Source organism: Nostoc sp. CCY 9925, assembly GCF_963920935.1.
Lineage (GTDB): Bacteria > Cyanobacteriota > Cyanobacteriia > Cyanobacteriales > Nostocaceae > Nostoc.
The window spans coordinates 1-2,121 of the sequence record NZ_CAWUDO010000256.1; the positions used below are offsets into that span (position 1 = coordinate 1).

Annotated in this window: 2 protein-coding genes; one reads left to right on the forward strand and one right to left on the reverse strand. The window is 37.1% G+C overall.

Annotated elements, in window-relative coordinates; genetic code table 11:
• A partial coding sequence (locus tag ACM0OY_RS40185) for a tetratricopeptide repeat protein (protein WP_414574268.1) occupies positions 1 to 614 on the reverse strand: 614 nt, incomplete at its 3' end.
• 1,018 nt (positions 615 to 1,632) lie between these two features.
• Here ACM0OY_RS40185 and ACM0OY_RS40190 point away from each other — a divergent pair.
• Positions 1,633 to 2,121, forward strand: a 489-nt coding sequence (locus ACM0OY_RS40190; protein ID WP_414574269.1) for a Tn7 transposase TnsA N-terminal domain-containing protein, incomplete at its 3' end; no start/stop codon positions are given.

Consider the following 2,121-nt stretch of genomic DNA (forward strand, 5'->3'; position numbering starts at 1 on the left):
TTAATCGCAATGGCTTTGTTGTAATCAGCAAGAGCTAATTCCCATTTTTTCTGCTCAGTGTAAAGAATACCGCGATTGTAGTAAGCAAGAGCATATTGAGGATTAATCGCAATGGCTTTGTTGTAATCAGCAAGAGCTAATTCCCATTTTTTCTGCTTTTTGTAAAGAATACCCCGATTAATGTAAGCATCAGCATCTTGAGGATTAATCGCAATGGCTTTGTTGTAATCAGATAGGGCTAAATCATGTTTTTCAAAATTAGTATTGGCAACAATTTGTACCGGATAGGTTTGACCATCAAAAGTTTGCAGGCGAATGCTGTTAGCTCCACAAATTACATGTTGATTAGTCAGGACTAGATAGGTATTTGCTTGTCTAGCAATTAGCGTTCCTGAACCGCCGTTGTTATCGCCTATCACTTTGACTTTAATGCGACTGGCAAGGGTTTGCAGTTGCTTTTGGGAGTAAGCTCCAGTGTCTGCCTCTTCTGCTCTCATTTCACAGGCAGAACTTTCTATTGCTGCTTGTGTAATTGAGGTAGATAAACTTATCACACTCAAGCTTAAAGGCAAGAGCAATAGTAAAGATGCGATCGTAGCTGAATTGTGTTTCATCTGAATCCTAGTTGAGCGTGAATTACAGTGCAGTTTGAAAAAATCGTGACCAAAAATTAGCAGAGTATCAGCAAAAAAATATTTTTGTTCAAATTTTAATGCTTTTGTATATGTACAAGCACTAAATATTTAGTGAATTTTGCTGTATTTTGTAAAAATTTGGTCAAGGAACTGATACCATAAAAAAATCTAATATTAATACCAATTCTCTCAACTTCAGCAACACATTCAAAGCATAAAAGCTTTACTATAATTGTAAGAATTCAGCACCCAGGAGTCAGAAGTCAGAATTGATAATGAATTTAGTCTGATTTATATATTTGGCCATTAAATATTGTTCAGATTCTTGAACTGTTCTGAATGCTGAATTCACCAATCCTGAATTCTTACCTATAATTAGCTTTCTCAATATGGATTCCAAATCATGAATTGGTATTATCTAAAACCAAGCTAACTGAATCCTTACAACTTGAGCAAAGGTGCTGTTCTGTAACCATAATCTGAGCAAACATACTCCATCAGGATATCAAACAACCTGATTTCTTCTTTTAACCTATGAAAGCTAGGCATAGCAAGAGTTTAACACTAAAGCTTCTTTTCAATAACTTTGCTTTAATGACAACCAAACATAAAAGAATAGAACTTTGAGATAGGCACAAATAAGCAGCGATCGCTCTATCCAAACGGCTCAGATAAAGCAACAGGCTACTATCATTCTTTGGATTTACTTTCTCCACTGTGCTCCCAGCATAACTTGAACAACCCTGGTGTGAAAGCATAAAGCGAGCAAATTGCTCAACTTATGCTTACAGTGACAACGACTGTCACTGTAATTATAAGATGAGCAATTATGAAAGCATAAGTTGAGCAACAGATTGCTGGAAACAGTATTAATTTCGTCAAGAGTAACTAGCAAATATAGGGGTCTTGAAAGTATAAGTTGAGCAAAAATAAGATTGAGAAAGTATAAGTTGAGCAAACATTTTCAACACTTCGTTCATAAATATACAGCGTTGTGATGAGATCAACAGTAGGAGAGACGAATGATCGCAACAGTCTCTCCTCAACCAAAATTATGCTTGACAAGCAAGAATTTAACAACTGGTGCCGTCAACAAGACCTCAGTCAAGCAGCGCAGGCAATAATTGAGGAGATTCGTAGCGCCAACCCATCTCGTCGAGTAACCGGGGCAAGAAAAAACGTATGTGGCAGTTACCCCTCAAGAAAAATGGGAGTGACTATTCAATTCGAGAGCCATCATAACGAATTAGCGCGTATTTATGAACTAGAACATGACCCATACGTACTGGAATATTACGACCAACCGCCAGCAATAGAATTAGTCTATCAAAGCAAAAACGGGCGAAAAAATAGACACCAGTATACACCCGATTTCTTTATAATTCGGACAGATTCAGCTGTTTGGGAGGAATGCAAAACAGAACTTGAACTCAACAAGTTGACTGAATTGAATCCGAATCGCTATTGCAAAAACTTAGATGGCAAG